The organism is Plantactinospora sp. ZYX-F-223, assembly GCF_039649625.1.
GTDB lineage: Bacteria > Actinomycetota > Actinomycetes > Mycobacteriales > Micromonosporaceae > Plantactinospora.
Window position 1 is genome coordinate 539,081 of the sequence record NZ_JBDJAV010000001.1, and the last position, 25,791, is coordinate 564,871.

Annotated in this window: 20 protein-coding genes and 1 pseudogene; 15 read left to right on the forward strand and 6 right to left on the reverse strand. The window is 73.0% G+C overall.

Annotation, left to right across the window (positions count from 1 at the left end; all coding sequences use genetic code 11):
- Positions 1-219: 219 nt before the first annotated feature.
- Positions 220-1,428, reverse strand: coding sequence for a DUF349 domain-containing protein (locus tag AAH979_RS02270; protein ID WP_346256065.1), 1,209 nt, complete (start codon positions 1,426-1,428; stop codon positions 220-222).
- A 248-nt stretch (positions 1,429-1,676) separates the two neighbouring features.
- On the opposite strand from AAH979_RS02270, the gene AAH979_RS02275 reads away from it, so the two are divergent.
- The 3 genes from AAH979_RS02275 (at position 1,677) to dapF (ending at position 4,445) form a co-directional block, all read left to right on the forward strand.
- Positions 1,677-2,486 carry a class III extradiol dioxygenase subunit B-like domain-containing protein gene (locus tag AAH979_RS02275; protein WP_346256309.1) on the forward strand — a complete coding sequence of 270 codons (810 nt, stop codon included), beginning with the start codon at positions 1,677-1,679 and terminating at the stop codon, positions 2,484-2,486.
- Positions 2,483-3,457 carry a tRNA (adenosine(37)-N6)-dimethylallyltransferase MiaA gene (gene miaA / locus AAH979_RS02280; RefSeq protein WP_346256066.1) on the forward strand — a complete coding sequence of 325 codons (975 nt, stop codon included), beginning with the start codon at positions 2,483-2,485 and terminating at the stop codon, positions 3,455-3,457. The genes AAH979_RS02275 and miaA overlap by 4 nt, the downstream gene beginning before the upstream one ends.
- 142 nt (positions 3,458-3,599) lie before the next feature.
- Positions 3,600-4,445 carry a diaminopimelate epimerase gene (dapF, locus tag AAH979_RS02285; protein ID WP_346256067.1) on the forward strand — a complete coding sequence of 282 codons (846 nt, stop codon included), beginning with the start codon at positions 3,600-3,602 and terminating at the stop codon, positions 4,443-4,445.
- A gap of 84 nt (positions 4,446-4,529) precedes the next feature.
- Here the strand turns inward: dapF and AAH979_RS02290 are convergent, their stop codons facing one another.
- A complete protein-coding gene (locus tag AAH979_RS02290; protein ID WP_346256068.1) occupies positions 4,530-6,011 on the reverse strand; it encodes an NAD-dependent malic enzyme in 1,482 nt (493 codons plus the stop codon).
- A 739-nt stretch (positions 6,012-6,750) separates the two neighbouring features.
- On the opposite strand from AAH979_RS02290, the gene hflX reads away from it, so the two are divergent.
- Together hflX and AAH979_RS02300 are read left to right on the forward strand one after the other, a co-directional pair.
- Positions 6,751-8,202 (forward strand): GTPase HflX, encoded by a 1,452-nt coding sequence (hflX, locus tag AAH979_RS02295; protein ID WP_346256069.1) that lies wholly within the window; start codon positions 6,751-6,753, stop codon positions 8,200-8,202.
- Positions 8,203-8,283: 81 nt separating this feature from the next.
- Positions 8,284-10,014 carry a hypothetical protein gene (locus AAH979_RS02300; protein WP_346256070.1) on the forward strand — a complete coding sequence of 577 codons (1,731 nt, stop codon included), beginning with the start codon at positions 8,284-8,286 and terminating at the stop codon, positions 10,012-10,014.
- Between the two features lie 342 nt (positions 10,015-10,356).
- On the opposite strand, the gene lexA is transcribed toward AAH979_RS02300, so the two are convergent.
- Complete coding sequence (gene lexA, locus AAH979_RS02305; RefSeq protein ID WP_318395190.1) at positions 10,357-11,142, reverse strand: transcriptional repressor LexA; 786 nt, start codon at positions 11,140-11,142, stop codon at positions 10,357-10,359.
- A gap of 322 nt (positions 11,143-11,464) precedes the next feature.
- Between lexA and AAH979_RS02310 the strand changes: the two genes are divergently transcribed.
- The 6 genes from AAH979_RS02310 to AAH979_RS02335 all read left to right on the forward strand — a co-directional run bounded on the left by AAH979_RS02310 (position 11,465) and on the right by AAH979_RS02335 (position 18,250).
- Positions 11,465-11,716 (forward strand): LysM peptidoglycan-binding domain-containing protein, encoded by a 252-nt coding sequence (locus AAH979_RS02310; protein WP_346256071.1) that lies wholly within the window; start codon positions 11,465-11,467, stop codon positions 11,714-11,716.
- 316 nt (positions 11,717-12,032) lie between these two features.
- Positions 12,033-12,545, forward strand: coding sequence for a transcriptional regulator NrdR (gene nrdR / locus AAH979_RS02315; protein ID WP_318395188.1), 513 nt, complete (start codon positions 12,033-12,035; stop codon positions 12,543-12,545).
- A gap of 91 nt (positions 12,546-12,636) precedes the next feature.
- Positions 12,637-15,492 carry a vitamin B12-dependent ribonucleotide reductase gene (locus AAH979_RS02320; protein WP_346256072.1) on the forward strand — a complete coding sequence of 952 codons (2,856 nt, stop codon included), beginning with the start codon at positions 12,637-12,639 and terminating at the stop codon, positions 15,490-15,492.
- Between the two features lie 300 nt (positions 15,493-15,792).
- Positions 15,793-16,728 carry a DUF2332 domain-containing protein gene (locus AAH979_RS02325; protein WP_346256073.1) on the forward strand — a complete coding sequence of 312 codons (936 nt, stop codon included), beginning with the start codon at positions 15,793-15,795 and terminating at the stop codon, positions 16,726-16,728.
- A 338-nt stretch (positions 16,729-17,066) separates the two neighbouring features.
- On the forward strand, positions 17,067-17,348 hold the full coding sequence (locus AAH979_RS02330) for a DUF5522 domain-containing protein (RefSeq protein WP_346256074.1): 282 nt from the start codon (positions 17,067-17,069) through the stop codon (positions 17,346-17,348).
- A 356-nt stretch (positions 17,349-17,704) separates the two neighbouring features.
- Entirely contained in the window at positions 17,705-18,250 is a 546-nt protein-coding gene (locus AAH979_RS02335) for a hypothetical protein (protein WP_346256075.1), read from the forward strand.
- A 130-nt stretch (positions 18,251-18,380) separates the two neighbouring features.
- On the opposite strand, the gene AAH979_RS02340 is transcribed toward AAH979_RS02335, so the two are convergent.
- The gene (locus AAH979_RS02340; protein ID WP_346256076.1) at positions 18,381-19,067 is read right to left on the reverse strand and encodes a metal-dependent transcriptional regulator; all 687 of its coding nucleotides are present in this window, start codon (positions 19,065-19,067) and stop codon (positions 18,381-18,383) included.
- Positions 19,068-19,164: 97 nt separating this feature from the next.
- On the opposite strand from AAH979_RS02340, the gene AAH979_RS02345 reads away from it, so the two are divergent.
- Together AAH979_RS02345 and AAH979_RS02350 are read left to right on the forward strand one after the other, a co-directional pair.
- The gene (locus AAH979_RS02345) at positions 19,165-20,028 is read left to right on the forward strand and encodes a sulfurtransferase (RefSeq protein ID WP_346256077.1); all 864 of its coding nucleotides are present in this window, start codon (positions 19,165-19,167) and stop codon (positions 20,026-20,028) included.
- 84 nt (positions 20,029-20,112) lie between these two features.
- Positions 20,113-21,294, forward strand: a complete 1,182-nt coding sequence (locus AAH979_RS02350; RefSeq protein WP_346256078.1) for an acetoin utilization protein AcuC — start codon at positions 20,113-20,115, stop codon at positions 21,292-21,294.
- 256 nt (positions 21,295-21,550) lie between these two features.
- Here AAH979_RS02350 and AAH979_RS02355 read toward each other — a convergent pair whose 3' ends face one another.
- Positions 21,551-22,528: a TetR family transcriptional regulator gene (locus tag AAH979_RS02355; RefSeq protein ID WP_346256079.1), complete on the reverse strand. Its 978-nt coding sequence runs from the start codon at positions 22,526-22,528 to the stop codon at positions 21,551-21,553.
- Between the two features lie 157 nt (positions 22,529-22,685).
- On the opposite strand from AAH979_RS02355, the gene AAH979_RS02360 reads away from it, so the two are divergent.
- Both AAH979_RS02360 and AAH979_RS02365 read left to right on the forward strand, forming a co-directional pair.
- The gene (locus AAH979_RS02360; RefSeq protein WP_346256080.1) at positions 22,686-23,612 is read left to right on the forward strand and encodes an ABC transporter ATP-binding protein; all 927 of its coding nucleotides are present in this window, start codon (positions 22,686-22,688) and stop codon (positions 23,610-23,612) included.
- Positions 23,609-25,237 carry an anibiotic ABC transporter gene (locus AAH979_RS02365; RefSeq protein WP_346256081.1) on the forward strand — a complete coding sequence of 543 codons (1,629 nt, stop codon included), beginning with the start codon at positions 23,609-23,611 and terminating at the stop codon, positions 25,235-25,237. Before AAH979_RS02360 ends, AAH979_RS02365 begins: the two co-directional genes overlap by 4 nt.
- Before the next feature lie 85 nt (positions 25,238-25,322).
- Here the strand turns inward: AAH979_RS02365 and AAH979_RS02370 are convergent.
- Positions 25,323-25,790, reverse strand: a pseudogene (locus tag AAH979_RS02370) (sigma-70 domain-containing protein); the annotation flags it as partial.
- Between the last annotated feature and the right edge of the window lies 1 nt (position 25,791).

Sequence of the window (25,791 nt, forward strand, 5' to 3'; positions counted from 1 at the left end):
TTGATGGAACCACGCTTTTCGATCCTTGTAAACGACTGGCTCGTCCCCGGTGCGCGCTGGTTCGCCCCCGGTACCGCCCGTTGCGCCCGAACGAGTAACGCCGCCCGGGATGCCCGGGCGGCGGTGTCGTGGCGGGCCCGCCGGCGGTCGGCCGGTACGTGTGGACAGTCGACGGCGGCCGGAGTTCCCCGGGCGAGCCTGGCCCGCCCGGGGATCGGCTCAGCTCGCCTGTTCGGCCAGCTCCAGGAACCGTCGCTTGGCGGCGAGGGCCTGCTCGGCCTCGCGGATCCGCTTCGCGTCGCCGGCCGTCCTGGCCCGGGCCAGCCGCTGCTCGGCCTCGGCGACCTGGTCGCGCATCTGCGCGAGCAGCGGGTTGGCCGACGGCTCGGTCCGCCGCCACGCCGAGTCCATCGCCTGGCGTACCTTCTCGTCCACCGCGCGCAGCCGGCGGTCCAGGTTGGCCGCCGCGTCCCGGGGGACCCGGCCCGCCTCGTGCCACTGCCCCTGGATCTCCCGCAGCTTCGCCTGCGCGCCGCGCGGGTCGCCGTCGACGTCGAGCGCCTCGGCCTCGGCGAGCAGGGCCTGCTTGCGCTCCAGGTTGCCGCGCTGCTCCGCGTCCCGGGCCGAGAAGACCTCGCTGCGCCGGGAGAAGAAGCTGTCCTGGGCGCCCCGGAACCGTTCCCAGAGCCGTTCCTCGGCCTCCTTCGAGGCGCGCGGCGCGGCCTTCCACTGTGCCATCAGTTCGCGCAGCCGGTTGGCGGTGGCGGCCCAGTCCGTCGAGTCGGCCAGCGACTCGGCCTCGACGACCAGTTCCTCCTTGGCCGCCTGGGCCTGCTTGCGCTGGGCGTCCAGGGTGGCGAAATGCGCCCCACGGCGCCGGGTGAAGCCGTCCCGGGCGGCGGCGAACCGCTTCCACAGCTCGCCATCGGTCTTCTTGTCGACGCCGCGGATGGTCTTCCACTCGTCGAGGATCTCCTTGAGCCGGTCGCCCGCGGTCTTCCACCCGGTGGACTCGGCGGCCAGCTTCTCGGCCTCCTCGACCAGAGCGGTCTTCCGGGTCACCGCCTCGGCCCGGGCGGTCTCCCGGGCGGCCCGGGCCTCGCCGGCCTTTCCTTCGGCGAGCGTGGCCAGCCGGTCCAGCCGGGCGGCGAGCGCGTCGAGGTCGCCGACCACGTGCGCCTCGGCGAGCGATGCCCGCAACCGCCGGATGGTGGCGAGCGAACCCGATGGGTCCGCCGCCCCCGAATTGAGTCGGGCCTCGGTCAGGTCGACCTCGGTGACCAGGTCGGCGAAGCGGCGGGCGAAGTGGGCCAGACCTTCCTCCGGCGCACCGGCCTGCCAGGAACCGACCACACGCTCACCCTCGGCCGTCTTGACGTAGACGTTCCCGTCCGCATCCACCCGTCCAAAGGCAGTCCAGTCACTCATGAGCCCATCCTCGTTCTCCCGGCGCTACCGGGGATGGGGGTCCCCGGCGATCGCCGCCACGGCGCAGCGAAGTATCTCCCGGCATTGTCACAGGTCCAACCCGGTCCGCGTCGAGCGCCTATCGTCGACCGTGACCATACGGTGTCCTTGACCGCACCCGGATCGTCTGGTCTTCGGGTGTAAGGTTCGCTGCCCGCTACGGTGGTGGCGTGCCACTGGTCGCCGCCGCCGTCTGCCCACATCCCCCGATGATCGTTCCGGAACTTGCCGCGTCCGCGGCCGGTGAGCTGGATGATCTCCGTTCCGCCTGCGTCGAGGCGGTCGGTCGGCTGCTGGCGACCGGACCGGATGTCGTAGTCGTGGTGGGGGCGGGGGAGCGAACCCTCCGGCACGGGCCGGACGACTGCGGCAGCCTCCGGCCGTACGGGCTGGACCGGGTGCTGCGGCTGGGGCCGGACGGCACCCGCGCCGGCCGGGCGGAGCTGCCGCTCAGCCTGCTGGTCGGTGCCTGGCTGCTGGACCGGGCCGGTGCGGCCGGACCACACCGGGGGCAGAGCGTCGGTACCGACACACCCGTGCACGAGTGCCGGCGGATCGGAGCCGAACTGGTCGAGGATCCGGCCGAGCGGGTCGGGCTGCTGGTGATGGGGGACGGGTCGGCCTGCCGGGGCGAGCGGTCCCCCGGGTACGACGATCCGCGCGCCCGGCCCTACGACGACCGGGTCGCCGCGGCGCTCCGGGACGCCGACGGCTCCGCCCTGCTCGGGCTGGAGCCGGAGCTGTCCACCCGGCTGCTGGTCGCCGGCCGGGCGCCCTGGCAGGTGCTCGCCGGTGCGGCGGCGCACAGCGGAGCGTCCTGGCACGGTGACCTTACCTACTACGCGGCGCCCTACGGAGTCAGCTACTTCGTCGCCACCTGGACCCCGTCGCCGCACGGGTCGCCCGGATCCGGCGAGCCGGAACGACCGTCGAGGTCCGGTGAGCCGGAGTGGCTGCCGAGGTCCGGTGAGCCGGAACGGTTCCCGAGGTCCGGCGAGCCGGGCGGAGGGCCGGCGTGACCGGGCGCGGCCGGATCGTCGCGGTCGTCGGCCCCACCGCCACCGGCAAGTCCGGGCTGAGCATCGAGCTCGCCGAGGCCCTGGATGGCGAGGTGGTCAACGCCGATTCGATGCAGCTCTATCGGGGAATGGACGTCGGAACCGCCAAGCTGACTCCGGCGGAGCGGGCCGGGGTACCGCACCATCTGCTGGACATCTGGGCGGTGACCGAACCGGCGAGCGTGGCGGCGTACCAGGCGCTGGCCCGGGCGGCCGTCGACGACATCCTGGCCCGGGGACGGGTACCGCTGCTGGTCGGCGGCTCGGGGCTCTACGTCCGGGCGGTGCTCGACGAGTTCGAGTTTCCCGGCACGGATCCACTGGTCCGGGCACGGCTGGAGGCGGAACTCGCCGAGTCGGGGCCGGCGCCGCTGTACGCCCGGCTGCGCGCCGCGGATCCAGCGGCGGCGGAGAACATCCTGCCCAGCAACGGGCGGCGGATCGTACGGGCGCTGGAGGTGATCGAGCTGACCGGCGCGCCGTTCACCGCCTCGCTGCCCCGGCCGACGCCGTACTACGCCGCCGTACAGCTCGGGGTGGACCGGGAAACGGCGGCGCTGGACGAGCGGATCGCCGTACGGGTGGACAAGATGTGGGCGGACGGTCTGGTCGCCGAGACCCGGGCGCTGGCGGAGCAGGGCCTGCGGGAGGGCCGTACCGCCAGCCGGGCGCTCGGCTACCAGCAGGTGCTCCGGCTGCTCGACGGCGAGCTGTCCGAGCCGGAGGCGCGGGCCGACACGATCCAGGCAACCCGGCGGTTCGTCCGGCGGCAGCGCTCCTGGTTCCGTCGCGATCCCCGGATCCACTGGTTGGACGGGGCCCGGGACGGCCTGGTCGAGGCGGCCCTCGCACTGGTCCGCGACCCGTCGGCCGGCGACACCCACGCCACCCACGCCACCGGGGCCGATTCGGCCCTACACCACCCGGGCTGACCCGGCTGTCCCGTCTGACCGCCGGCGGGCCTTACGACACGGCAGGGGCCGGTGGGGTCGCCAGAGGCATGCGGTGCGAGTGATCCCGGGCCCGGGTGAGGGTGCCCGGCGGGCCCGGCCGGCGCTCGGGGATGATGGAGGGGTGCGGTTCACCAAGGGCCACGGCACCGGTAACGACTTCGTGCTCCTGCCCGACCCAGACGGCCAGCTCGGCCTGACCCCGTCGATCGTGGCGGCGCTCTGCGACCGTCGGCGCGGCATCGGCGCGGACGGGGTGCTGCGGGTCGTCCGGGCGGCCAAGCACCCGGACGCGGTCGGCTACGCCGGCAGCGCCGAGTGGTTCATGGACTACTGGAACGCCGACGGCTCCATCGCGGAGATGTGCGGCAACGGGGTACGGGTCTTCACCCGATATCTGATCTCCAGCGGACTGGCCGAGCCGGTCGACGGCGGCCTGCCGATCGCCACCCGGGCCGGACTGGTCCGGGCCGAGGTGGCGGCCGGGGAGATCGCGGTGGATCTCGGGCGGCCCCGGATCACCGGGGGAGCCGTGGCCACGCTCGGCGGGCTGACCCTGGCCGGTACCGCGGTGGACTGCGGCAACCCGCACCTGGTCTGCGTACTGCCGGGCAGCATCGAGCTGACCGGGCTCGACCTCACCCGCTCACCCGGCTTCGACCCCGCGGCCTTTCCGGCCGGCGTGAACGTCGAGTTCGTCGCCCCCGCTGAGCCGGTCGACGGCGCCGACCTGCACGTGCGGATGCGGGTCTACGAGCGCGGCTCGGCGGAGACGCTCTCCTGCGGCTCCGGCGCCTGTGCGGTGGCGGCGGTGGCGTTGCGCGACGGCGGACGTACCAGCGGGGCGGTCGCGGTGGACGTGCCCGGCGGCCGGCTCACGGTGACCCTGGACGACGAGAGCTGCTGGCTCGCCGGCCCGGCGACGCTGGTCGCACACGGCGAGATCGACCTGGCCGCGATCACCGGCTGAGCTTCTGCCCGGCCGTGTGCCCCCGGCCCAGGTGGTCCGGGTCGCGGTCCTGCTGCGGGACCTTCGGTCCGGCCGGCCGCGCGGTCAGCTCGACAGCGGACTGGCCGGGGCGGCGGCCTCGGCGGCGATCTCGGGCAGGTCGGCCGGCCCGGGATCCGCGGCCGGCGGGGGAGTGGGGTGCTGCGCGGCGGCCCGGACCGCGGCGGCCACCGCCGGTGCCACCCGCGGGTCGAAGACGCTCGGCACGATGACCGTCGGGTTGATCTTCTCTGCGCCCACCACGTCGGCGATGGCCCGGGCGGCCGCGATCGCCATCTCCTCGGTGAACTCCTCGGCGTGCGCGTCGAGCATGCCGCGGAAGACGCCCGGGAAGGCGAGCACGTTGTTGATCTGGTTGGGCTGGTCGGACCGGCCGGTGGCGACCACCGAGGCGTACTTGCGCGCCTCCCGGGGGTCCACCTCCGGGTCCGGGTTGGCCAGCGCGAAGACGATCGCGTCGGGGGCCATCGTGGCGATGTCGTCGCCGGTGAGCAGGTTGGGGGCGCTCACCCCGATGAAGACGTCCGCGCCGCACAGGGCCGCCTTGAGGTCACCGGAGAAGGCGTCCCGGTTGGTGTTCTCGGCGAGCCACTGCCAGGCCGAGTTCAGCCCTTCCAGGCCGCGGTGCAGCGGCCCCTGGCGGTCGTACGCGATGATGTCGCCGACGCCCTGCCGCAGCAGCAGCTTCATGATCGCCGTACCGGCGGCGCCGGCGCCGGAGACGACCACCCGGACGTCGGCGAGTTTCTTGCCGACCACCCGCAGGGCGTTGGTGAGCGCGGCCAGCACCACGATCGCGGTGCCGTGCTGGTCGTCGTGGAAGACCGGGATGTCGAGCAGTTCGCGCAGCCGGTTCTCGATCTCGAAGCACCGTGGCGCGGCGATGTCCTCCAGGTTGATCCCGCCGTACTGCGGGGCGATCGCCCGGACGATCGAGACGATCTCGTCCGGGTCCTGGGTGTCCAGCACCACCGGCCAGGCGTCCACCCCGCCGAACCGCTTGAAGAGCGCGGCCTTGCCCTCCATCACGGGCAGCGCCGCCGCCGGACCGATATTGCCCAGGCCGAGTACGGCAGAGCCGTCCGTCACCACCGCCACGGTGTTCCGCTTGATGGTCAGCCGCCGCGCGTCGGCGGGATTCTCCGCGATGGCCAGGCAGACCCGGGCCACCCCCGGGGTGTACGCCCGGGAGAGCTCGTCCCGGTTGCGCAGCGCCACCTTCGGGGAGACCTCGATCTTGCCGCCGAGGTGCAGCAGGAAGGTCCGGTCGGAGACCTTGCGCACGTCCACCCCGTCCAGCGCGGTCAGCGCCTTCACCACCTGGTCGGCGTGGGTCGCGTCCGCGGTGTCGCAGGTCAGGTCGACGACCACCGTGGTGGGGTCGGAGTCGACCACGTCGAGCGCGGTCACGATGGCGCCGGCCTCACCGACGCAGGTGGTCAGCCGGCCGATGGCCGAGGCGTCCGCCGTTACGCTGATCCGGATGGTGATCGAGAATCCGGCACTCGGCAGTCGGGTGATCGCCACGTGGTCCTCCGTCGTCTTCCCGCGGCTTCGTTGCCGCCGTCAGCATTCTCGCCTGCCGGCCCGGACCCGCCGTCGGCCGGGCCCGGCCTCCGTCGCCGTCCGACGACCCGCACCACCCTAGGCCGGGTCGACAACGCCGCCGACGCCAGCCCGGGCGGTTGACGCCACCGGCTCACCTTCCGCCGGTGGCTCCGGCCCGCCGCCCGTGGCACCTTCACTCAGGTCCGCCCGCCCGAAGGACGCCGGGCCATGCCGGCCGTCGGCGGCGGCCAACCGCTGCCGCCCGGTTCCGGGCCGGTCGCCGGTGGCTCGGGGCCGGCCCGGGCCGGGCCGGGCCGGAGGGGAATTTCCCGCTGGTGCTGGCCGTTGACCATCCTGGTGGCCGTGGTCCCGGGCGAAGCAGAGACCGCTGGGCGAACGGCTGATCCCGGCGAAGCGGGGAAGGCCGGTGCGGGGTTCTGGCCGGGCGGCCTGCGGGGTTCTGGCCGGGCGGCCGTGCGCCGGGCGCTCGTGCGCCGGGCGGCCGACGGGACGGCTGGGCCGATATATAGCGGGTGCGTCCGACGGGCGCGCGTGTCACGATTGATTGCCACCCGCGCGCCCAGGGTAACAATGCGACGAGAAGCCGCAGAGCGCGTAGATGGCGCAACAGGCATCAGAAACCCCTACCGGCCGGCATACGGAGTCCGGACACCGGCGGGTCGGCGATAGATGGAAACACCAGATCAGGAGGAACGGCTTGCGAGACCAGGAAAGCTTCGTTCGGCTGGCGGACGAGGACCTTGACGCCATCGTCATCGATGGCGACGTCACCACCGGCGAGCTGGAACTGGAGGACCGCCAGGCGCTCCGCCGGGTCGCGGGCCTCTCCACCGAGCTGGCCGACGTCACCGAGGTCGAATACCGGCAGCTCCGGCTGGAGCGGGTGGTCCTGGTCGGCGTCTGGACGGACGGCACGGTGACCGACGCGGAGAACTCCCTCGCGGAACTCGCGGCGCTCGCCGAGACGGCCGGTTCGCAGGTGCTCGAGGGCCTGATCCAGCGGCGCAGCCGGCCGGACCCGGCCACCTACATCGGTCGGGGCAAGGTCGACGACCTCGGCTCGGTGGTCACGGCCTCCGGCGCCGACACGGTGATCTGCGACGGTGAGCTGTCCCCGTCCCAGCTTCGCAACCTGGAGCAGCGCACCAAGGTCAAGGTGGTGGACCGGACCGCGTTGATCCTGGACATCTTCGCCCAGCACGCCAAGAGCCGGGAAGGTAAGGCGCAGGTCGAGCTGGCTCAGCTCGAATACCTGCTGCCCCGGCTGCGCGGCTGGGGTGAGAGCCTGTCCCGGCAGGCCGGTGGTAGCGCCCGAGGCGGCGGGGCCGGCGGCGGCGTCGGGCTCCGTGGTCCCGGTGAGACCAAGCTGGAAACCGACCGGCGCCGGATCCGGATCCGGATCTCCCGGCTGCGCCGCGAGATCAAGAACATGCGGACCGCCCGGATCACCAAGCGGGCCCGCCGGGCCCGCAATGGCGTACCGGCCGTGGCTATCGCCGGCTACACCAACGCGGGCAAGTCCAGCCTGCTCAACCGGCTGACCAACGCTGGGGTACTGGTCGAGGACGCTCTCTTCGCCACGCTGGATCCGACGACCCGCCGGGCGTACGCCGCCGACGGCCGGGTCTACACCCTGGCCGACACCGTCGGGTTCGTCCGGCACCTGCCGCACCAGATCGTCGAGGCGTTCCGCTCCACGCTGGAGGAGGTCGCCGACGCCGACCTGGTCGTGCACGTGGTGGACGGGGCACACGCCGACCCGGAGGAGCAGGTCCGGGCGGTACGCGAGGTACTGGCCGAGGTCGGTGCGGACAAGCTCCCCGAGCTGCTGGTGGTCAACAAGACCGACGCGGCGGACGAGGAGACCCTGCTCCGGTTGAAACGGGAGTGGCCGGAGGCGGTCTTCGTCTCCGCGCGTACGGGTGGCGGCGTCGAGGACGTCCGGGCGGCGATCGAGGCCCGGCTGCCCCGCCCGGCGGTGGAGGTTCGTGCGGTACTCCCGTACGACCGGGGCGACCTGGTCGCCCGGGTGCACCGCCGGGGCGAGGTGCTCGGCACGGCGCACCTGCCGGAGGGGACGAAGCTGCACGTACGGGTGGACGAGGCCCTCGCCGCGGAGTTGGCGCCGTACCGGGAGGTAGTGGCATGACCAGCCGCCCCGTTGACCGGTGACGGAGGGTTGATCACGCCGCTTCCCCGGTTAGCGGCATCAGCATGCGACACTGGGCGGATGCGGCGAGTCCTCTCCATGGTGCTGGTTGCCTCCGGCGTGCTCGGATTGACCCTTGGCCTGGTCGGGGCCAGCCTCGGTTTCGGAGCTGTTGCGGCCTCCGCCGCTGCCGGCAAGAAGGTCTGCACCGTCACCGACGAGCGGATGACGGAACTCTCCGGCATGATCGCCACGTCGAGTGGTTACGTGATGATCAACGACGGCAGCGAGGATCCGGACCGGGAGCGGGTCTTCCTGCTGGACACCAAGTGCAAGCTGAAGAAGGCCGTCCAGTACGCGAGCAACCCGCGCGACCCGGAGGACCTCGCTCTCTCCCCCGACGGCAAGACCCTCTGGATCGCCGACACCGGTGACAACGACACCGAGCGGCGGACCAGCGTCGTGCTCTGGAGCATGCCGCTCAGCGGCGCCACCAAGCCGGTGCTGCACCGGCTGACCTTTCCCGGCAACAAGCGGCACGACGCCGAGGCGCTGTTGATCGGCTCCGACAACGTGCCGTTGATCATCACCAAGGCGACCGGCAAGGCCGAGATCTACCGCCCGAGCGCGGCCCTGAAGAAGAACAACGACGAGGGCGTGCCGCTGGCGAAGGCCGGCGAGATCAGCCTGCCGAAGTCCTCCACCGCCAACCCGTTCGGCGGGGCGGGCCGGGTGACGATCACCGGCGCGGCCCGCTCGCCGGACGGCAGCCGGGTCGCCCTGCGTACCTACGCGGACGCCTTCGAGTGGGACGTGAAGGACGACGACCTGGTCAAGACCCTGACCACCGGGAAGCCTCGGATGACGGCCCTGGCCGACCCGTTCGGCGAGGCGGTCGCCTACACCCCCGACGGCAAGAGCTTCCTCACCGTTTCCGACGTCGCCTCGCTCGACGAGGAACCGGACGTGACGGTGCTGAGCTACACCCCGGCCAAGGAGGTGGCGGCGGCCTCGGCCGGCGGGTCCGGGGCCGACTCGACGAAGTCCGCGAAGTCCTGGACCGATTCGCTGACCCTGGACGACATCACCTATCTCATCGCGGCCGTGGGGGTGCTCGGCGCCCTGCTGGTCGGGCTGGGCATCTTCGGGATCGTGCGGGCCCGCCGCCGGCCCAGGGAGGACGGCCTGGGCGCCGTCGGGCCGGACGGTGACAACATCGATCCGAGGGCCGGCCGGGAGGGGACGCCAGACGGCGACCGGGACCGCCCCGGCGGCCGGCGCCCCGACTACGACGACGGGTCGAACTGGGGTCCGGCACGCTCCGGCGGGTACGACAACGGATACCGTTCCGACCGCCCGGCCGACGACTACGAGCCGGCCGGCCGGGGCAGGCCGGGGGGCGGCGTGTACGGCGGGAAGCCGGCCGGTGGCGGTGGCGGCGTGTACGGCGGTGGCCGCCCTCCGGGCGGTGGTAGTGGCGGTCACCCCCAGGGGGGTGGTCGACCTCAGGGTGGTGGCGGTCGCCCGCCCGCTGGTGGTGGCGTGTACGGCGGGGCTCCCGCCGGCGGTGGCGCTCCGGCCGGCCGGCCCCGGGCCGGTGGCGCTGGCGTCTACGGCGGCCAGCCCTCCGGCGGCAACGGCAACGGTCGGGGTGGCCGCCCCGGGCCGGACGACCAGTGGGTCGAGCAGCGGGGCGGGCCGTCGCGGGGCGGCCCGGGTGCCGGGCCCCGTGCTGGTGGACCCCGGGTTGGCCAGTACGGCCAGCCCCGGCAGCGGTCCGGCGGGCATCCCGACGACTACGACCACCGCTGACCCGGCCGGGTCCGACCACCGCGGGGTGACTCCGGCGGCGGTGATCGCGGCGGCGACCGCCGACCCACCGCACGGTAGGGCTTTACCCGCTCCTGGTCGGCCGGCGGTCCGCCTCCAGCCGGCCGGGCCATGTCCTGGCCAGGCCGCGCCGGGCCGGGCCATGTCCTGCCAGGCCGGGCCATGCATGTCCTGCCGGGCCGGGCCGTGTCCTGCCGAGCCTGCCGGGCCAGGCCGGGCGGACGGGGTTCAGCCCGGCAGCGGACCCCCACACCGCCGGCCCCGCACCAGCACCGCGACGGGCCCTCGGCCGGTGCGGGTATGGGAATGCTCGGTGGGTGGTCGTCAGATCCGGCGGAGCACCGCCACCACCCGGCCCATGATGGTGGCGCTGTCACCGGCGATCGGGTCGAAGGCGGAGTTGGCCGGCATCAGCCAGACGTGCCCGTCCCGGCGGCGGTAGGTCTTGACCGTCGCCTCACCGTCCAGCATTGCCGCGACGATCTCTCCCGAGTTCGCGGTCGGCTGCTGGCGGACGACAACCCAGTCGCCGTCGCAGATCGCGGCGTCGAGCATCGAGTCACCCTTGACCTGGAGCATGAAGACCTCGCCCTCGCCGACCAACTCCCGAGGAAGCGGGAAGATGTCCTCGACGGCCTGCTCGGCGAGGATCGGGCCACCGGCGGCGATCTGACCGAGCAGGGGCACGTAGGCCGGGGTGGGCCGCTGGGCCCGGGCGGTCTCGTCGTCGATCATCTCGCTTGGCGGGCGCACGTCCACGGCGCGCGGGCGGTTGGGGTCGCGCCGGAGGAAGCCCTTGCGCTCCAGTTCCTTGAGCTGGTAGGCCACGCTCGACGGGGAGACCAGGCCGACCGCCTCGCCGATCTCCCGGACGCTGGGCGGGTAGCCGTAGCGCTCCACCCAGTCCCGGATGAACTCGAGGATGCGGCGCTGCCGGGCGGTGAGGTCTGCGGAGACCAGGTCGGGGAAGGCGCTTACCACCGGTGTGACCGCGCGCAGCGCGGGGGCACCCTCCCGGCTCCGCGGTCCGGCCGTGCGTCGGCTGGCCCGGGTGCCTGGTACGCCGCTCTTCTGGGGCTTCTGCCGGCTCGTCCGGTCGTCGGTCGACACGTCGTCCTCCTGGTGGCGGTGGGGTGCCTTGGCGGCTCGTGGTGCGTCGTGGCTCGGCGCCGGTCCCGTGTATTCCACGGTCCCGGTGTCGATGTTCAAAACCGTATAGGTGAGATCACACAGTTTCAAACATCTGTACGACATTCGGCGCGGCGTGTCGCCTCCGTCGGCTCGACATCGAACGCCTGTTCTGATAAACCATCGTACGTCCGTTCGTTCGAACTCCTGTTCGATCTTGGAGGTCGCGATGGGTGCGACGGGATATCCGGGGACTTCTCGAGGCGGTGGGCGGCTGCGGCTCACCCGGCGGGGCCGGTTGGTCGTGACCGTGCTCCTGCTGCTCCTCGTGGCGGGACTGGCGGCGATCCTCTCGCCCGCCTCCCGGGCCGCCGACCCGCCCCGGTCGGCGGAGACGGCGGTGGTCCGGCCCGGTGACACCCTCTGGTCGGTGGCCGAGCGGCACCGACCCAGTCAGCGGCCGTTCGCGGTGATCGACGAGATCCGCCGGCTCAACGGGCTCGACGACTACACGGTGCACGCCGGTCAGCGGCTGGTCCTGCCGGCGAAGCGGTAACCGCGGCCTCTCCGTGCCCGCGAAGCGGTAACCGCGTCGTCCGCGGGGCGGTTGGAAGATTTGCGGGCCGCGCCACGCCCTGTTCAACTTGACCTCGGCTGCTCGGCGGCATACGGTCGACCCCTAGATGTAGTAGTGACAAGGGTGTAAGTCGCCTAGAAGTTGGGGTTCCACTACCCGCAGCACTCAGGTCCGCCCAACACCGCGGGAGCCACCGAAGGTGGCGGATCCGCCGGTGTCGGCTGCCTGTGGGCGGGTCCGCCGCTCCGGCGGGCCGACAGGCGCGGTGGTCCCGGCGGCGTGAAGGAGGTAGGCGATGCGGTGTCCGTACTGCCGGCACGCCGACTCCCGGGTGGTCGACTCGCGGGAGGCCGACGACGGCCAGTTGATCCGGCGCCGGCGAGCCTGCCCGGAATGCGGCAAGCGGTTCACCACGGTCGAGGAGCCGGTGCTCGCCGTCGTCAAGCGCAGCGGGGTCACCGAGCCGTTCAGCCGGACGAAGATCATCGGCGGGGTGCGGAAGGCGTGCCAGGGCCGTCCGGTGGACGACGACGCGATCGCCCTGCTGGCCCAGCGGGTGGAGGAGACGGTCCGGGCCAAGGGCGCGGCCGAGCTTCCCAGCCACGACGTGGGGCTCGCCATCCTTGGCCCGCTGCGCGAGCTGGACGAGGTGGCCTACCTGCGCTTCGCCAGCGTGTACCGGTCGTTCGAATCGCTGGACGACTTCGAGCGGGAGATCGACGCGCTGCGGGCGGCGGCGGTGGCTCGGAGCCGGTCGGCGGTGGACGGCGTCGGGGCTGTCCAGCCGGCGGGCGAACCGGCCAGTTAGTTCTTTACGGACAACAGTAGTTCTTTACGGACAACAGATCAGCGAGGTCGTGCGACGGGAAGCGTCGTGCGTGCGTAAGGGGGCGGATGAGATGTCGGGGGAAGGTGTGACAGCAAGTAGGTCACGTACCCGGTCGGCGGCGGCCGGTCTGAAGGTGGAGCGGGTCTGGACCACCGAGGGGGTGCACCCGTACGACGAGGTGACCTGGGAGCGCCGGGACGTCGTCATGACGAACTGGCGGGACGGCTCGATCAACTTCGAGCAGCGGGGCGTCGAGTTCCCGGATTCGTGGAGCGTCAACGCGGCCAACATCGTCACCACCAAGTACTTCCGGGGCGCGGTCGGCACCCCGGAGCGGGAGTGGTCGCTCAAGCAGCTCATCGACCGGGTGGTGAAGACGTACCGGGCGGCGGGGGAACAGCACGGCTACTTCGCCGGCCCGGCCGACGCCGAGGTCTTCGAGCACGAGCTGACCTGGATGCTGCTGCACCAGGTGTTCAGCTTCAACTCGCCGGTCTGGTTCAACGTCGGCACCGCCTCGCCACAGCAGGTGAGCGCGTGTTTCATCCTGGCCGTCGACGACTCGATGGACTCGATCCTCGACTGGTACAAGGAAGAGGGGCTGATCTTCAAGGGCGGCTCCGGCTCCGGGGTCAACCTGTCCCGGATCCGTTCCTCCAAGGAGCTGCTCTCCAGCGGTGGCACCGCCTCCGGCCCGGTCAGCTTCATGCGGGGCGCGGATGCCAGCGCCGGGACCATCAAGTCCGGCGGGGCGACCCGGCGGGCGGCCAAGATGGTCATCCTGGACGTCGACCACCCGGACGTCGAGGAGTTCGTCCTCACCAAGGCGCGTGAGGAGCACAAGATCCGCGCGCTGCGGGACGCCGGCTTCGACATGGACCTCGGCGGCTCCGACATCGTCAGCGTGCAGTACCAGAACGCCAACAACTCGGTCCGGGTCTCCGACGAGTTCATGCGGGCGGTGCAGGACGGCGGCACGTTCGACCTGCGCGGCCGGCTGGACGGCGCGGTGATCGAGACCATCGACGCCAAGGGGCTGTTCCGGACCATCTCCCAGGCCGCCTGGGAGTGCGCCGACCCCGGCCTGCAGTACGACGACACGATCAACGACTGGCACACCTGCCCGGAGACCGGGCGGATCACCGCCTCCAACCCGTGCTCGGAATACCTGCACCTGGACAACTCCTCGTGCAACCTGGCCTCGCTGAACCTGATGAAGTTCCTCCGCGCCGACGGCGGCTTCGAGGTGCGGAAGTTCGTCAGGTCGGTCGAGCTGGTCATCACCGCGATGGACATCTCGATCTGCTTCGCCGACTTCCCGACCGAGAAGATCGGCGAGACCACCCGGGCCTACCGGCAGCTCGGCATCGGGTACGCCAACCTCGGCGCGCTGCTGATGGCGACCGGCCACCCGTACGACTCGGAGAGCGGGCGGTCGGTGGCCGCCGCGATCACGTCGCTGATGACCGGCACCGCGTACCGCCGCTCGGCCGAACTGGCCGGGGTGGTCGGCGCCTACGACGGCTACGCCCGCAACGCCGAGCCGCACAAGCGGGTGATGCGCAAGCACGCCGCCGCGAACGACGCGATCAAGCCGACCGGCACCGTCGCCACCGAGATCGTCCGCGAGGCTACCAAGCAGTGGACCCAGGGCAACAAGATCGGTGACAAGTCCGGCTGGCGCAACGCCCAGGCGTCGGTGCTGGCCCCGACCGGCACCATCGGGCTGATGATGGACTGCGACACCACCGGGGTCGAGCCGGACCTGGCGCTGGTGAAGTTCAAGAAGCTGGTCGGCGGCGGCTCGATGCAGATCGTCAACCAGACGGTGCCGCGCGCCCTGCGCAGCCTCGGCTACCCCGAGGAGCAGGTCGAGGCGATCGTCGAGCACATCTCCGAGCACGGCCACGTGGTCGACGCGCCCGGGTTGAAGCCGGAGCACTACGCCGTCTTCGACTGCGCGATGGGTCAGCGCTCGATCGCCCCGATGGGGCACGTCCGGATGATGGCCGCGGTGCAGCCGTTCATCTCCGGCGCCATCTCCAAGACGGTCAACATGCCGGAGTCGGCGACCGTCGAGGAGGTCGAGGAGATCTACTTCGAGGGTTGGAAGCTCGGCCTCAAGGCCCTGGCGATCTACCGGGACAACTGCAAGGTCGGCCAGCCGCTCTCCGCCGCCAAGAACGAGAAGGAGAAGGCGGTCGAGCCGGCTCCGGTGGAGAAGGCGGTCGAGAAGGTCGTCGAGTACCGGCCGGTGCGCAAGCGGCTGCCGAAGAAGCGCCCCTCCGAGACGGTCTCGTTCTCGGTCGGCGGGGCCGAGGGTTACCTCACCGCCTCGTCGTACCCGGACGACGGTCTCGGCGAGGTCTTCCTGAAGATGTCGAAGCAGGGCTCGACGCTGGCCGGGGTGATGGACGCCTTCTCGGTGGCCATCTCGATCGGCCTGCAGTACGGCGTGCCGCTGGAGACGTACGTCAGCAAGTTCACCAACATGCGGTTCGAGCCGGCCGGAATGACCGACGACCCGGACATCCGGATGGCCGCCTCGGTGATGGACTACATCTTCCGCCGGCTGGCGCTGGACTTCCTGCCCTACGAGCGCCGGGCCGAGCTGGGCATCTTCACCGCCAAGGAGCGGGCCGCGCAGCTCCGGGCCGAGGCCGAGGCGGAGAGCGCGGTGGACCTCGCCGCGATGGCCGCGTCGGCGCCGGTGGAGACGGCCAAGCCGGAGCCGGCGGCGGAGCAGCAGGTCGAGGTGGCGGCGGAACGGCCGGCGCCGAAGGTCGGCTCCTCCACGGAGCTGCTGGAGGCGGTGCTCGGTACGGCTGCGGACGCCCCGCTCTGCTTCACCTGCGGCACCAAGATGCGCCCTGCCGGCAGTTGCTATGTCTGCGAGGGCTGCGGCTCGACCTCTGGTTGCAGCTGACCGAGGTCGGCTCCGCTCCCGCCGACCGGCGTGGTTCTCGCCGACCGGCGCCGATCGCGGCCGCGCCGCGCCGACCCGGTGCCGGGGAGGCACGACGGGTGACCCGCGATCCGGGCCGGTAGGCACGACGACGAATGGCACGGCGACCGCCCGATCCCCGCACCGGGGATCGGGCGGTCGCCGTCTGCGGCGCGCGGGTCCCGGAAGGTTGCGCCGGCCCGCCGAGATAGTGATCAGGGATACCCTGGCGCAGCGGCGCTGTGCAGGGACGCTGGCCAGGTCCGCTGGGATCATTGACACATGACGATCGCCACCCGCTACGTCGAGTTCGGCACCCGTGAGGCGCGGGGGGTGTCGCCCGCGTACGAGCGGCTCTCCCTCGCGGTTTCCGGCGACGAGGAGCTGCTCGACCTGATCGGTACGCTGCCGCCCGCCAAGCAGCAGCCGAACCTGCTGTTCGGAGTCGTACGGCTGCTCGGCGGCCCGGTCGAGGACCCGGCCGCGTTCCACGAGTACGCGGTGGCGAACTGGCCGGCGATCGCGGCGCAGATGCGTACCCGGGCCACCCAGACCAACGAGGCCGGCCGGTGTGCGCTGCTCCTGCCGGTGCTCAACTCCCTGCCGCAGCCGCTCGCGTTGCTGGAGGTCGGCGCCTCCGCCGGGCTCTGCCTCTACCCGGACCGCTACGCCTACCGCTACGGCGACCACCTCCTCGGTACCGGCGAGCCGCTGCTCGACTGCGCGGCCACCGCAGTGGCGCCGCCGACCCGGCTGCCCGAGGTGGTGTGGCGGGCCGGCCTGGACCTGAACCCGCTGGACGTGACCGATCCCGCCGACGTCGCCTGGCTGGAGGCCACCATCTGGCCGGAGCACGCGCACCGGCGGGCCCGGTTGTCGGTCGCCGCGCGGGTCGCCGCGGCGGAACCGCCGCTGCTGGTCCGGGGCGACCTGGTGGACGACCTGCCGGCGCTGGCCGCGCAGGCGCCGCCCGGCGCGACCCTGGTGGTCTTCCACACCTCGGTGCTCTACCAGGTGCCGGCGCCACGCCGGCAGGCCTTCGCCGAGCTGGTGCGCGGGCTGCCCGGCCACTGGATCGCGAACGAGGCTCCGGAGGTGCTGCCCTACTACGGATTGCCGGAGCCGCCGAGCGACGCGTTCTACAACGTGCTCGCGCTGGACGGCAGGCCGCTCGCCTGGACCCGGGGGCATGGACAGGCGATGGTCTGGTTCGGATAGCCCCGATTCTCGATGCCCGGTCGCCAGCAGGACGTCACGTCACCGGCATGTCCCGCATCCCGCGCAGCGGTGAGCAGACGACGGCGAGCGCGTTGCTGACGAAGGTCCTGGCGGCGCCGCCGAGGGCGATCAGCCCGCCGCCGAGGCTCATCCCGACGAGTTCGCGAACTCCCGGCTCATCCCGAGCTTGCCGTTCGGGTCGACGAGCTGGCCGGCGGGCACGAGCCCGGGTAGCGCTACCGTTGATCTTGGTGGTCGGATACCGAATCTGGCCTCCTCCGGGTCGGGGAACCAGCCGCCGGCGGGAGCGGTCGGCGGGTTGTCGTAGGGTCGGCGCGATGGACGGTCCGGGGGAGCAGGCGAGGGGACGACGCCTGCCGTTGGCACCCCGACCGCTCGACCGGCCGCACCCGTCCCGGCTCCCGGTGACGCACCCGGACCGGGAGCGGATCCTCGCCGCCCACGCCGCCGCGCTCGCGGCCGGAGCGGCTGGCTATCCCGACCCGGGCACCGGGCTCTTCGTGCTCACCGCCGGGTTTCTGGCCCGGCGCGGCACCTGCTGCGGACGCGGCTGCCGGCACTGCCCGTACCTGGACGACCCGGTGCCGCCGACCGACTGAGCCGGGCCACCCCGTTCGGCCGCGCTGCCACCGGCCTCCCCGTTCGGCCGCGCTGCCACCGGCCTCCTTGACGGTGATCGAGGAGCCCCCGCAACCCGGACCGGTGCCGGGTGGTCGCGCTCGGCCGGAACGAGCGGCGGGGAGGAGCCGTGCGGACGGGCGGCGGAGAGGAGCCGCGCGGGCGAGCGGTGGGCGGGAGCGGCGCGGGCAAGCGACGGAGCGGAGCCGTGCGGGCGAGTCGTTCAAAGGGGCCGCGCGGGCGACCGGCGGGGCGCGGGGTTTCGCCGGGCGCGCCGAACCCGTACGGTGTCCGACGGATTCCCCGGCGCTCGGGCCGGGCGGGTGGGAGGTGCGAGGTGCGCGGACGACTCTGCCTGATTGGTGCCGGTTTGCTGCTGCTCGCCGGGTGTGCCGAGGAGGCCGCGCCGCAGTCGGTCGGACCGGTGCCGAAGGTGGTCCGGCTGCCGGCGTCGGCGGCCGGCGGTGCCTGCCAGCTACTGGAGTACCCGGCGATCGAGCAGGCCATCGGCACCAGGTTCGAGGTGGCGGCGGCGAGCCGGCACGGCAAGACGGACACCTGCGTGCTGCGCGGCGAGGCCGAGGCCCGACCCGAACTCGCGCTGTCGGTGACCCCGACCACGGCCGACGCGTCGATCTTCGCCGACGAGGTCGTCCCGAGCGGCGGCAAGACCGTCAAGGGGCTGGGCAAGGCCGCCTACCGCGCCACGACGGCCCCGACGAAGAGCGCCGGAAGTGCGGTCGAGGTGGGCTGGCTCGCCGGCAACGGCCGGTTGGTCAGCCTCCGCTTCACCTTCGCGGCCGGGGAGGACGAGGCCCAGGCCGACGCTCTCGCGCCCAAGCTGATCAACCTGGCGAAGAAGATCGACACCAGCAGCAGCTGACCAGCGCCGGGCCGGAGCCGGCGGATGAGCCGGAACCGGCCGCTGGGTCGGACCGGGGGGCGGGTGCGGTGCGCCGCCCCGACGGGCAGGTCGGGCGGCTGCGCTGCTGTGCAGGCGGTGCGGCTGCGCGTCAGTGCGCGGCGACGAAGACCCGGGAGGCGACCTCTCGGGGCAGCCGTACCTTGTCGCCGGAGCGGTCGATCGTGACCCCGTCACGTTCCTGGGCCACCGTCACCATCGCGCCCGGGTCGACTCCGGCGGCGTGCAACTGCCGCAACACGTCGCCGTCCTTCTGGACGCTCTCGCAGATCCGGCGGACCACCACCGGGCCGCTCAGGCCGGGGAAGGCGAGGTTGCGCTCAGCTTCGGTGACTGTTTCGACCGTGACGTCCGGGTTGGGGCTCAGCGCCTCCAGCCCTGGGATCGGGTTGCCGTACGGCGACCGGGTGGGCCGGTCGAGCAGCTCGTAGACCTTCTTCTCCACCGAGTCGCTCATCACGTGTTCCCAGCGGCAGGCCTCCTCGTGGGCCTCCTCGTAGGGCATCCCGATCACGTTGACGAGCAGGAGCTCGGCCAGCCGGTGCTTGCGCATCACCGAGATCGCCTGCGTCCGGCCGAGCGCGGTGAGCTGGAGATGCCGGTCGTCCTCGACGGTCAGTAGGCCGTCGCGCTCCATCCGGGCCACGGTCTGGCTGACGGTCGGACCACTCTGGCGCAGCCGCTCGGCGATCCGGGCGCGCAGCGGCGGCACCCCCTCCTCTTCCAGCTCGAGGATGGTGCGCAGGTACATCTCGGTGGTGTCGACTAGGTCGTTCACGTCAGTGGTCCTCCCGATCACGATGGTACCTCGGGGCACCGATATTCAGTGTCGCCGAGCCGGGCGCTTCCGCGCCGGATGGTGTTGACTGGACGCCGTGTCCGTACCGGGTGACCTCCTCGTTGACGTGACCGGGCTCGCCGCCGAACTGGCGTCGGCCGAGCCGCCGGTCGTACTGGATGTCCGCTGGCGGCTCGTCGGGCCGCCCGGCCGCACGGACTACCTCGCCGGGCACCTTCCCGGCGCGGTCTTCGTCGATCTGGACACCGAGCTGTCCGGGCCGCCCGGCGAGGGCGGCCGGCATCCGCTGCCCGACCCGGCGGCGTTGCAGCGGGTGCTCCGCGCGGCCGGCGTCCGGGCCGGCCGGCCGGTGGTGGTCTACGACGGCGGCGACGGGTTGGCGGCGGCCCGGGCCTGGTGGACGCTGCGCTGGGCCGGGCATGCCGAGGTCCGGGTGCTCGACGGCGGCTTCCCGGCGTGGGCCGGGGCCGGGCTGCCGGTCACCACCGAGCCGCCGTCGCTGACCCCCGGGGACGTGACCGTACGCCCGGGCGGCATGCCGGTGCTGGATGCCGGCTCGGCCGCCGAGGTGGCGGCGGACGGGGTGCTGGTCGACGTCCGGGCGGCGGCGCGCTACCGGGGCGAGACCGAGCCCGTCGACCCGGTAGCCGGGCACATTCCCGGTGCGGTGAACGTGCCGGCGACCGAGTACGTCGGGGTGGACGGCCGGTTGCCGGCGGCCGAGGCGCTGCGGGCCCGGTTCGCCGAGGCGGGCGTCCGGCCCGGGGTGCGGGTCGGCGCCTACTGCGGCTCCGGGGTGACCGCCGCGCAGGCGGTGCTCGCTCTGCACCGGGCCGGATATCCCGAGGCGGCCCTCTACGTCGGGTCGTGGAGCCACTGGATCACCGATCCCGGGCGGCCGGTCGCGCTCGGCACCGACCCGGCGCCGGCCGGCTCCTGAGCCCGTCGGGTCGCGGCAGCGGCGCGCGGCGCTCCGGGTACGTGGTCGCGGGTGGTCGTCGGTCGCCGTGCGACGATGAACGCCATGTCGGACGACACGGTGGTGGTCTGGGACGAGAGTCTGCTGGCGTATGACCTGGGTGACCACCCGCTCGACCCGGTACGGGTGGAACTGACCCTGGCCCTGGCTCGGGAACTCGGCATCCTGGACCGCCCCGGCGTACGCGTGGTGGCGCCCACCCCGGCCGACGACACGGCACTGGCCCGGGTGCACCGGCCGGACTACCTCGACGCGGTCCGGGCGGCGCCGAGCGACCCGCTCTTCTCCGGATACGGCCTCGGTACGCCGGACAACCCGATCTTCGACGGGATGCACGAGTCCAGCGCCCTGGTGGCCGGGGCGAGCCTGGCGGCGGCCGAGGCGGTCTGGCGGGGTGAGGCCCGGCGGGCGGTGAACGTGGCCGGTGGACTGCACCACGCGATGCCCAGCCGGGCGGCCGGGTTCTGCGTCTACAACGACCCGGCGGTGGCCATCGCCCGACTGCTCGACCTCGGTGCCGAGCGGGTGGCCTACGTGGACGTCGACGTGCATCACGGTGACGGCGTGCAGGAGGTCTTCTACACCGACCCCCGGGTGTTGACGATCAGCCTGCACGAGACGCCGTTGGCGCTCTTTCCGGGCACCGGGTTCTCCGACGAGACCGGCGGTCCGGGGGCCGAGGGGAGCGCGGTCAACCTGCCGCTGCCGCCCGGCACCGGTGACGCGGGCTGGCTGCGTGGTTTCCACGCCACCGTTCCGGCGCTGCTGCGCGCGTTCCGGCCGCAGATCCTCCTCACCCAGTGCGGCGCGGACAGTCACCGGCTCGATCCGCTGGCCGATCTGCGGCTGAGCGTGGACGGGCAGCGGGCGAGCTATCTGGCACTGCGGGCGCTGGCCGACGAACTCTGCGAGGGGCGCTGGGTGGCCACCGGCGGTGGCGGCTACGCGCTGGTCGAGGTGGTGCCCCGGGCCTGGACGCACCTGCTCGCGGTGGCCACCGGTGAACCGGTCGACCCGGCCGCGCTGACTCCGCCGGCCTGGCGGGCGTTGGCCAAGGCCCGCCGTCCGGAGCGGGAGGTACCGCTGCGGATGACCGACGACGCGGACGGCTCGTACGAGCGGTGGCAGCCGACCGGCGAGCCGGACGCGGTGGACCGGGCGATCATGGCGACCCGCAAGGCGGTCTTCCCGCTGCACGGCCTCGACCCGCAGGATCCGGCGCTCTGACACCCGACTGCGGCCGGAGCTCCGGATCTGGCTGACGCGTGCCCTGGAGTTGGCTGACGACAGCGGGGCCGGGGCTGGCCCGGCGACACCGGGCTCCCGGGATCCGGCCCCGACGGCCGGCACCGTGCCCGCCGGTGGCGTACCGGCCGGCGGAGTCGCCGGTGCTGCGGTCCTGGCCGGGTCCGTGACGGCGTGTCCGGCCGGGCGGCGGACGCTGTCGCAAAACCGTCTCGAATTAGTATTGGAAACCGTCTCGTTATGTCTCCGGGTGGATCGGATCGGTGACCCGCAGGTGCCGGTAAAGGGTGGCCCGGGAGACGCCCAGGCTGGCGGCGATCTGGTCCACGGTGTGCAGGCCGGCGCCGTGCATCGCCCGGGCTGTCCGCACCTGTTCGGCGCTGAGCCCGGGGGGTCGCCCCGCCCGGCGCCGACGGCCGGGCCGGACCCGCTCCGGACCCGGGTGCCGGCCTCCCGCCTCGCCCTCCGGGCCGGGTTGCCAGCCTCCGGACAACTCGTCGGCCCGGCCGGTCCGTGCTCCCGGCACCGGGCCGGTGCCGCCGCGTCGGGTGTCGCCGACCGGTACCACCTCGGATGTCGTGCCTGCTGCACGGGGTGGCGCGGCCCGCTCCGGCCCGTCCGGTCCGGCGGGCGGAGCCGCCCCGGGCGGTGCCGGCTCACCGGATGGCCGTGCCGGGTCGGGCAGGAGTCGGACGGCCCCGTCGAGCAGCGCCGCCCGTAGTTCGTCGTCCGGCATGTCGGCGAAGAAGACGATCGGGTCGCCGAGCATCCCGGTCGCCTGGATGGCACGGATCCGTTCCAGCCGGGTCGCGCCCGGCCCGGCGACCAGGTCGTACGCCTGGGTGGCGAGTCGCATGATCCGGGCGTACGTGCTGCCCCGGGCCAGCAGCGTCATGTCGTGATAGAGCGTCCCCAGCGGACGGCGGTGCCGCAGCAGGGTGTCGAGCCAGCCCTCCAGTGCCGCCCAGCGGGCCGCCGGCCAGGGCAGCCGGGCCGCCCGCTCCAGGGCCGCCTCCAGATCGGAGACGAGCGGCTCGGCCAGCGCCACCAGCAGGTGCTCCTTGCTGGGGAAGTGGTAGAGGATGCCCGCCTTGGTCAGCCCCAGCCGGTCGGCGATCTGCCGCAGCGAGGTGCGCTGGTAACCCTGCGCCCCGAACAGGTCGAGGGCGGTACGCAGGATCCGGCTCCGGGTGTCGAGGGCGGGCGGGTGGTCCATTCGGCCAGCGTACCGGCCACTGACCGTCGATCAGGAATCTGTGACGGTCGTCCTACCATCGGTCAGTACACTTTGGGATGAGACACCGTCACGATCTGGCTCGACGCGCCGTCCAGGCTGGGGACGACGCGGAATCGGCAACTAACAAGGGAGCGTCATGACCGCGATCTCGGTGGCCGGCCTGGTGAAGACCTTCGGGGCCACCCGCGCGCTGGACGAACTGGACCTGACCGTCCGGTCCGGTGAGGTGCACGGGTTCCTCGGGCCGAACGGGGCGGGCAAGTCCACCACCATCCGGATCCTGCTCGGCCTGCTCCGCAAGGACGCGGGCGAGGTCGGCGTACTGGGCGGTGATCCCTGGCGGGACGCCGTGTCGCTGCACCGCCGGCTGGCGTACGTGCCCGGCGACGTGAACCTCTGGCCCAACCTCTCCGGCGGGGAGGCGATCGACCTCTTCGGCGCGCTGCGCGGCGGCCTGGACCGGGCCCGCCGGGACGAGCTGTTGCAGCGCTTCGACCTCGATCCGACCAAGAAGTGCCGCACCTACTCCAAGGGCAACCGGCAGAAGGTGGCGATCGTCGCCGCGTTCGCCTCCGACGTCGAACTGCTGGTGCTCGACGAGCCGACCTCCGGGCTGGACCCGTTGATGGAGGCGGTCTTCCGGGAGTACGTCGCCGCGCTGCGCGACGCGGGCAAGACCGTACTGCTCTCCAGCCACGTGATGTCCGAGGTGGAGGCGCTCTGCGACCGGGTCAGCATCATCCGGGCCGGCCGTACGGTCGAGTCCGGGACCCTGGCCGAGCTGCGCCACCTGACCCGGACCCCGATGACGGTCGAGACGGAACGCCCGGTGGACGGGCTCGCCGACCTGGCCGGGGTGCACGCGGTGACCGTCTCCGGCTCGACCACCCGGTTCGAGGTCGAGTCCGGCACCCTCGACCCGGTGCTGGCCCACCTCGCCCGGTTCGGCGTACGGGCGCTGACCAGTACGCCGCCGACGCTGGAGGAGCTGTTCATGCGGCACTACGGCGACGGATCCGGGACCGCCCCCGCCCCGCGTCCGGTGCCGGCGGGTGCCCGATGAGCGCGTTCACCGGCACCGCCCGGCTGACCCGGCTCGCGCTGCGCCGGGACCGGGTGAAGCTCCTGGTCTGGGCGCTGGCCCTGCCGGCGGTCGGCGCCGCGGTCGCGCAGAGCGTCTCCGGCATCTACGGCACCGAGTCCGACCGGATCGGCTACGCCACCACCAGCGCCGCGAGCGTGGTCGCGCGGGCGTTCAACGGCCCGGTCTCCGGACCGAGTCTCGGGTCGGTGGTCACCGCCGAGGCGTACACGATGCTGGCCCTGCTCGCCGCGTTGCTCAGCACCTTCGCGGTGGTCCGGCACACCCGGCAGAACGAGGAGACCGGCCGGGCCGAGCTGCTCGGCTCGGCGGTGGTCGGCCGACACGCCCCGCTCACCGCGGCCCTGCTCACCACGGTGGCCGCCAACCTGGTCAGTGGGCTGCTGCTCGCCCTGGTGCTGGTCGCCGGTGACCTCCCGGCGGCCGGCTCGCTCGCCCTCGGCGCGGCGATGGCCGGGATCGGGGTCTCGTTCGCGGCGGTCGCCGCGGTGACCGCCCAGCTCTCTGGTACGGCGCGCGGCGCGAACGGCATGGCCGCGGCCGCCGTCGGGCTCGCCTTCCTGCTCCGGGCCGCCGGAGACGCCTGGGGGACCGTCACGGCCGACGGGATGGGGGTGGTCAGCGCCTGGCCGTCCTGGCTCTCCCCGCTCGGCTGGGCCAACCAGGTCCAGCCGTTCGACGGCAACCGCTGGCCGGTGCTGGCCCTGACCGCCGGTTTCGCGCTGCTCGCCGTCGGTACGGCGTTCGTGCTGACCGCCCATCGCGACCTGGGCAGCGGGGTACTGGCGGTCCGCCGGGGGCCGGCGGTGGCGGCCAGCGGGCTGCTCAGCCCGGGCGGCCTGGCCTGGCGGTTGCAGCGTGGCGTGGTGCTCGGCTGGGCGATCGGTGTCGTGGTGATGGGGCTGTCGATGGGTTCGGTCGGCGACCAACTGGACAGCTTCGTCGGCGAGAACGAGGCCGCCAGCGAGCTGATCGCCCAGCTCGGCGGCACCGAGGAGCTGGTCGACGCGTTCCTGGGCACCATGATGGCGATGTTCGCGCTCGCGGTGGCCGGCTTCGCGGTGCAGGCGGTACTGCGGCTGCGCACCGAGGAGGCGGCCGGCACCCTGGAGGGAGTGCTGGCCACGGCGGTCAGCCGGCCCCGCTGGCTGCTCAGCCACCTGATCTGGGCCGCGCTCGGTGCGGTCGTCCTGCTGGCGCTGGCCGGTGCCAGCACCGGACTGGGCTACGGCCTGGTCAGCGGCGACGTGCCCGGCGAGGTGGCCCGGCTCACCGTGGCCGGACTGGTCCAGGCGCCGGCGGCGCTGGTCCTCGCCGGCCTGGTGGTGGTGTTCTTCGGGCTGCTGCCCCGGCTGTCGGTGGCGCTGTCCTGGTCGGTCTTCCTGCTCTGCGTCCTGCTGGGCCAGCTCGGCGCGCTGCTGGAGCTGCCGCAGCCGGTGCTGAACCTGTCGCCGTTCACCCACCTGCCGGCGGTGCCGGCCGCCGACCCGAGTGCCACCCCACTGGTGGTGCTGCTCGCCGTCGCGGTCGCGCTGACCGGGCTCGGCCTGGCCACGTTCCGCCGCCGAGACCTGGCGATCGGCTGAGAAGGACGGGCACGAAGGGCGAACAGGGCCACAACGCGGAGCCCCCGCCACCGGACAGGCGGCGGGGGCTCCCGCGTGTTACGGCTCAGCTCGCGTACGCCTCCAGCCGGTCGGCCCGGGACGGGTGGCGCAGCTTCAGCAGGGTCACCTTCTCGATCTGGCGGATCCGCTCCCGGGAGAGGCCGAATTCCCGGCCCACCTCGTCCAGGGTGCGCTGCCGGCCGTCGTCCAGGCCGAAGCGCAGCCGGATCACGGCCTGCTCGCGGTGCGAGAGGGTGGCGAGCACGATCTCCACCTCGTTGCGCAGCATGCCCTGCGATACCGCGTCACCGGGCTCCTCGCGGGGGTCGACGGCGGCGACGAAGTCACCGAGCGCGCTCTCGCCGTCCTCGCCGACGGCCTGGTCGAGGCTGACCGGCTCCCGGTCGTACGAGATGAGCTCGATGACCTGGAACTCCGGTACGCCCAGCGCGGCGGCGACCTCGGCCACGGTGGGCTCCCGGCCGAGCTGGGTGGCCAGGTCGCGGCGGGTCCGGACCATCCGGTTGACCTGC

Bases quoted from the DNA above. Each gene is read 5' to 3' on its own strand.
- AAH979_RS02320 (WP_346256072.1), top strand. From the start codon at position 12,637: ATGTCGGGGGAAGGTGTGACAGCAAGTAGGTCACGTACCCGGTCGGCG.
- AAH979_RS02355 (WP_346256079.1), bottom strand. From the start codon at position 22,528: ATGGACCACCCGCCCGCCCTCGACACCCGGAGCCGGATCCTGCGTACC.
- AAH979_RS02270 (WP_346256065.1), bottom strand. From the start codon at position 1,428: ATGAGTGACTGGACTGCCTTTGGACGGGTGGATGCGGACGGGAACGTC.
- AAH979_RS02365 (WP_346256081.1), top strand. From the start codon at position 23,609: ATGAGCGCGTTCACCGGCACCGCCCGGCTGACCCGGCTCGCGCTGCGC.
- AAH979_RS02325 (WP_346256073.1), top strand. From the start codon at position 15,793: ATGACGATCGCCACCCGCTACGTCGAGTTCGGCACCCGTGAGGCGCGG.
- AAH979_RS02350 (WP_346256078.1), top strand. From the start codon at position 20,113: ATGTCGGACGACACGGTGGTGGTCTGGGACGAGAGTCTGCTGGCGTAT.
- AAH979_RS02300 (WP_346256070.1), top strand. From the start codon at position 8,284: ATGCGGCGAGTCCTCTCCATGGTGCTGGTTGCCTCCGGCGTGCTCGGA.
- AAH979_RS02330 (WP_346256074.1), top strand. From the start codon at position 17,067: ATGGACGGTCCGGGGGAGCAGGCGAGGGGACGACGCCTGCCGTTGGCA.
- AAH979_RS02360 (WP_346256080.1), top strand. From the start codon at position 22,686: ATGACCGCGATCTCGGTGGCCGGCCTGGTGAAGACCTTCGGGGCCACC.
- AAH979_RS02275 (WP_346256309.1), top strand. From the start codon at position 1,677: ATGATCGTTCCGGAACTTGCCGCGTCCGCGGCCGGTGAGCTGGATGAT.
- nrdR (WP_318395188.1), top strand. From the start codon at position 12,033: ATGCGGTGTCCGTACTGCCGGCACGCCGACTCCCGGGTGGTCGACTCG.